2 tRNA genes and 2 rRNA genes are annotated in these 5,341 nt (G+C 53.6%); all 4 read right to left on the reverse strand.

From position 1 onward, the window contains the following. Positions 1 to 89: 89 nt before the first annotated feature. Positions 90 to 2,880 (reverse strand): 23S ribosomal RNA (locus ABDJ38_RS16825). A 257-nt stretch (positions 2,881 to 3,137) separates the two neighbouring features. Continuing rightward, a tRNA-Ala gene (locus ABDJ38_RS16830) sits at positions 3,138 to 3,213 on the reverse strand. Between the two features lie 15 nt (positions 3,214 to 3,228). Then, a tRNA-Ile gene (locus ABDJ38_RS16835) sits at positions 3,229 to 3,305 on the reverse strand. 184 nt (positions 3,306 to 3,489) lie between these two features. Continuing rightward, a 16S ribosomal RNA gene (locus tag ABDJ38_RS16840) occupies positions 3,490 to 4,973 on the reverse strand. Together the 16S and 23S rRNA genes with 2 tRNA genes alongside form the textbook arrangement of a ribosomal RNA operon. Positions 4,974 to 5,341 lie beyond the last annotated feature (368 nt).

Consider the following 5,341-nt stretch of genomic DNA (forward strand, 5'->3'; position numbering starts at 1 on the left):
TGTTGTTGCTTTTGAGGCGTCATTATCCGGCTTTGAGTATTCCTCCTCAATGCCAGAGCTTTGCAGCCCTGACGTTGATGGTGGGATTCAACAAGCGCGAACTGAACGATTAGGACCAGTTAGCTCCACACATTACTGCGCTTCCACACCTGGCCTATCAACGTGATGGTCTATCACGGTTCGATGATTGCTAATCTTGAGGGAGGCTTCCCGCTTAGATGCTTTCAGCGGTTATCCCGTCCATACATAGCTACCCTGCTGCACCGCTGGCGCGATGACAGGTACACCAGAGGTATGTTCACCCCGGTCCTCTCGTACTAGGGGCAACTCCTCTCAACAATCGACGCCCACGGCAGATAGGGACCAAACTGTCTCGCGACGTTCTGAACCCAGCTCACGTACCACTTTAATTGGCGAACAGCCAAACCCTTGGGACCTGCTCCAGCCCCAGGATGTGATGAGCCGACATCGAGGTGCCAAACACTGCCGTCGATATGAGCTCTTGGGCAGTATCAGCCTGTTATCCCCGGCGTACCTTTTATCCGTTGAGCGATGGCCCTTCCACGAGGGACCACCGGATCACTATGACCGACTTTCGTCTCTGCTCGACTCGTCAGTCTCGCAGTCAGGCAGGCTTATGCCATTGCACTCTTGCAGCCGGTTTCCAACCGGCCTGAGCCTACCATCGCGCGCCTCCGTTACTCTTTAGGAGGCGACCGCCCCAGTCAAACTACCCGCCACAGAGGGTCCTACTACCGGATAACGGTAGTTAGTTAGACATCAGAAAACAGCAGGGTGGTATTTCACCTATGGCTCCACTTGGACTGGCGCCCAAGTTTCAAAGCCTCCCACCTATGCTACACAACTCTTTCCTAATGCCACTCTGAAGCTGCAGTAAAGGTGCACGGGGTCTTTCCGTCTAACCGCGGGTATCCCGCATCTTCACGGGAACTTCAATTTCGCTGAGCATATCCTGGAGACAGTGGGGAAGTCGTTACGCCATTCGTGCAGGTCGGAACTTACCCGACAAGGAATTTCGCTACCTTAGGACCGTTATAGTTACGGCCGCCGTTTACTGGGGCTTCAATTCGGAGCTTGCACTCCTCCTCTTAACCTTCCAGCACCGGGCAGGCGTCAGACCCTATACGTCGTCTTGAAGCCGACTTAGCAGAGTCCTGTGTTTTTGATAAACAGTCGCTACCCCCTGGCCTGTGCCCCCTGAAAAAACTTGCGTTAATCCAGGGCCTCCTTCTTCCGAAGGTACGGAGGCAATTTGCCGAGTTCCTTCAGGATACTTCACTCAAGCGCCTTGGTATACTCTACCTGACCACCTGTGTCGGTTTCGGGTACGGTCTATACGGTGGGGCTATTTCCCGGGACAACTTGGCAGCCCACTCAATCCGTTAAGAGTGAACTACTTCCGCCATCCGTCACACACCACCAGGCCCACGAATATTAACGTGGTTCCCATCGACTACCCCCTTCGGGCTCGTCTTAGGGGCCGGCTTACCCTGCGCCGATTAGCGTTGCGCAGGAACCCTTGGTCTTTCGGCGAGAGGGCATCTCACCCTCTTTATCGCTACTCATGTCAGCATTCGCACTTCCGATACGTCCAGAGTCGGTTACCCTTCTCCTTCGCTCGCTTACGGAACGCTCCGCTACCGCTCAGAACAAAGTTCTGAACCCTAAGCTTCGGTGAATACCTTTAGTCCCGTTACATCTTCGCCGCAGGAACCCTTATTTAGACCAGTGAGCTGTTACGCTTTCTTTAAAGGATGGCTGCTTCTAAGCCAACCTCCTGGTTGTTTTGGGATTCCCACATGCTTTCGCACTTAGGTATTACTTGGGGACCTTAGCTGTAGGTTAGGGCTGTTTCCCTTTTGACGACGGACCTTAGCACCCGCCGTCTGTCTGCCAGACAAGACTCGATGGTATTCGGAGTTTGGTTAGGTTTGGTACCGCTCGCGCAGCCCTAGCCCATCCAGTGCTCTACCCCCATCGGCATACATCTGACGCTCTACCTCAATAGATTTCGCGGAGAACCAGCTATTTCCCGGCTTGATTGGCCTTTCACCCCTAAACACAAGTCATCCGATAATTTTTCAACATTAAACGGTTCGGCCCTCCAGTGCGTGTTACCGCACCTTCAGCCTGCTCATGCCTAGATCGCCGGGGTTCGGGTCTAATCCAACAAACTCATTCGCCCTATTCAGACTCGCTTTCGCTACGCCTACACCTAACGGCTTAAGCTTGCTTGCTAGATTAAGTCACTGACCCATTATGCAAGAGGTACGCTGTCACCCCCTATGGGGCTCCAACTGATTGTAAGCATTCGGTTTCAGGTACTGTTTCACTCCCCTAATCGGGGTGCTTTTCACCTTTCCCTCACGGTACTGTGTTCGCTATCGGTCATGTACGAGTATTTAGGCTTGGAGGGTGGTCCCCCCATGTTCAGACAGGATTTCACGTGTCCCGCCCTACTCAAGTCCTTCATCATCACTTTCACATACGGGGCTGTCACCCGCTATGGCCAAACTTTCCAGAATGTTCTGTTAGTTGAAATGAAGGCACTGGCCTGGTCCGCGTTCGCTCGCCACTACTAACGGAATCTCGGTTGATGTCTTTTCCTCCAGGTACTGAGATGTTTCAGTTCCCCGGGTTAGCTTCACCAAGCCTATATATTCAGCAAGGTGATACCCTATCCACCTCTTCTAATCATTCCGAAGAACAATCAGAGGAAATGGTGAGGGTGGGTTTCCCCATTCGGAAATCGCCGGATCGAAGCTTGCTCACAGCTCCCCGACGCTTATCGCAGCGTGCCACGTCCTTCATAGCCTGTACATGCCAAGGCATCCACCAAATGCTCTTACCTCACGCTTGAGAATCCACACCATCAACGACAAGTCTGCATAACAATTGCCGATACAACGGTGCGGAGGAATTATCTCAGCCAGATAATCAATTTGATTGATTTGTGATTTGCCATCGCCTGACCAGAAGCAAAGCCTCTGCCAGCACGACGACACCTCACGGCATCGATTTAAAAACCCATTCACAATGTCAAAGACGGCAGCCGAAACTGCCTACCCGCCATACGCGGGATCCGTTTTCTCTTCATCTCTGGAAAAATATCTGCCTGGTGGAGCCTATCGGGATCGAACCGATGACCTGATGCTTGCAAAGCAACCGCTCTCCCAGCTGAGCTAAGGCCCCTCGCCAGACAAAACATGGTGGGCCTGGGTGGATTCGAACCACCGACCTCACCCTTATCAGGGGTGCGCTCTAACCAACTGAGCTACAGGCCCATGCGCCTCAAGCGGGCCAAAAGGCCGCGGGCGGCATAAGCCAGCTCAGGCGTAAACACACAAAGCATAAGCCTTGCGTGTCTTTTCCAGTGATGAAGGGACATGAGGACGACGGCAATGTTCTTTGGAAACGGAGGAAGCACTTCCGACTGCTAGAGCCGACGCTTTCCGCCAATATCCTTAGAAAGGAGGTGATCCAGCCGCAGGTTCCCCTACGGCTACCTTGTTACGACTTCACCCCAGTCGCTGATCCCACCGTGGCTGGCTGCCTCCTAAAAGGTTAGCGCACCATCTTCGGGTGAAACCAACTCCCATGGCGTGACGGGCGGTGTGTACAAGGCCTGGGAACGTATTCACCGCGGCATGCTGATCCGCGATTACTAGCGATTCCGCCTTCATGCTCTCGAGTTGCAGAGAACAATCCGAACTGAGACATCTTTTGGAGATTAGCTAACCCTCGCGGGATCGCTGCTCACTGTAGATGCCATTGTAGCACGTGTGTAGCCCAGCCTGTAAGGGCCATGAGGACTTGACGTCATCCCCACCTTCCTCCGGCTTATCACCGGCGGTTTCCTTAGAGTGCCCAACTAAATGATGGCAACTAAGGACGAGGGTTGCGCTCGTTGCGGGACTTAACCCAACATCTCACGACACGAGCTGACGACAGCCATGCAGCACCTGTCACTTCGTCCCGAAGGAAGGAAACGATCTCTCGTAACCGTCGAAGGATGTCAAAGGCTGGTAAGGTTCTGCGCGTTGCTTCGAATTAAACCACATGCTCCACCGCTTGTGCAGGCCCCCGTCAATTCCTTTGAGTTTTAATCTTGCGACCGTACTCCCCAGGCGGATAACTTAATGCGTTAGCTGCGCCACCCAAGCTCTATGAGCCCGGACAGCTAGTTATCATCGTTTACGGCGTGGACTACCAGGGTATCTAATCCTGTTTGCTCCCCACGCTTTCGCACCTCAGCGTCAATACTTGTCCAGCGAGTCGCCTTCGCCACTGGTGTTCTTCCGAATATCTACGAATTTCACCTCTACACTCGGAATTCCACTCGCCTCTCCAAGATTCTAGCATCACAGTTTCAAGGGCAGTTCCGGGGTTGAGCCCCGGGATTTCACCCCTGACTTACGACGCCGCCTACGTGCGCTTTACGCCCAGTATTTCCGAACAACGCTAGCCCCCTCCGTATTACCGCGGCTGCTGGCACGGAGTTAGCCGGGGCTTATTCTCCCGGTACTGTCATTATCATCCCGGGTAAAAGAGCTTTACAACCCTAAGGCCTTCATCACTCACGCGGCATTGCTGGATCAGGCTTTCGCCCATTGTCCAATATTCCCCACTGCTGCCTCCCGTAGGAGTCTGGGCCGTGTCTCAGTCCCAGTGTGGCTGATCATCCTCTAAGACCAGCTAAGGATCGTCGCCTTGGTGAGCCATTACCTCACCAACTAGCTAATCCTACGCGGGCCCATCTAAAGGCGATAAATCTTTGGTCCGAAGACATTATCCGGTATTAGCAGCGATTTCTCACTGTTATTCCGAACCTAAAGGCAGGTTCCCACGCGTTACGCACCCGTGCGCCACTAGACCCGAAGGTCTCGTTCGACTTGCATGTGTTAGGCATGCCGCCAGCGTTCGTTCTGAGCCAGGATCAAACTCTCAAGTTTGTGTCACATACCAAACAGACACGGGGAAAACCCCGCTAACCCGCTTGGCATGAGCTTCAAGGAGCCGATACCTGCACTGTCAAACGTAATGGATACGAAGGACATGCATCATCACACACAGACGTGGTAGTCCGTGCGAATGTGGTTTCGGCTTATGAATACCGGTTACCGCGGCCTTGAGTTCCGCGGACCGGGCGCCGTCGCCCACATGTCCCTTCATCTAAGATCAACAATGTCAAAGAACCACCAAATTCAAAAGCGGACAGCGATCGGTTCCCCGATTTTCACCGGGGGAGCCGGCTATCCGTCAAAAATGGCGACCTCCGCAAAGCGCCGGTGAAAACCGCCAGCGCCGCGTCGGTGGAGCC

Origin of the sequence: Aurantiacibacter flavus, assembly GCF_039710615.1 — a bacterium.
GTDB lineage: Bacteria > Pseudomonadota > Alphaproteobacteria > Sphingomonadales > Sphingomonadaceae > Alteraurantiacibacter > Alteraurantiacibacter flavus.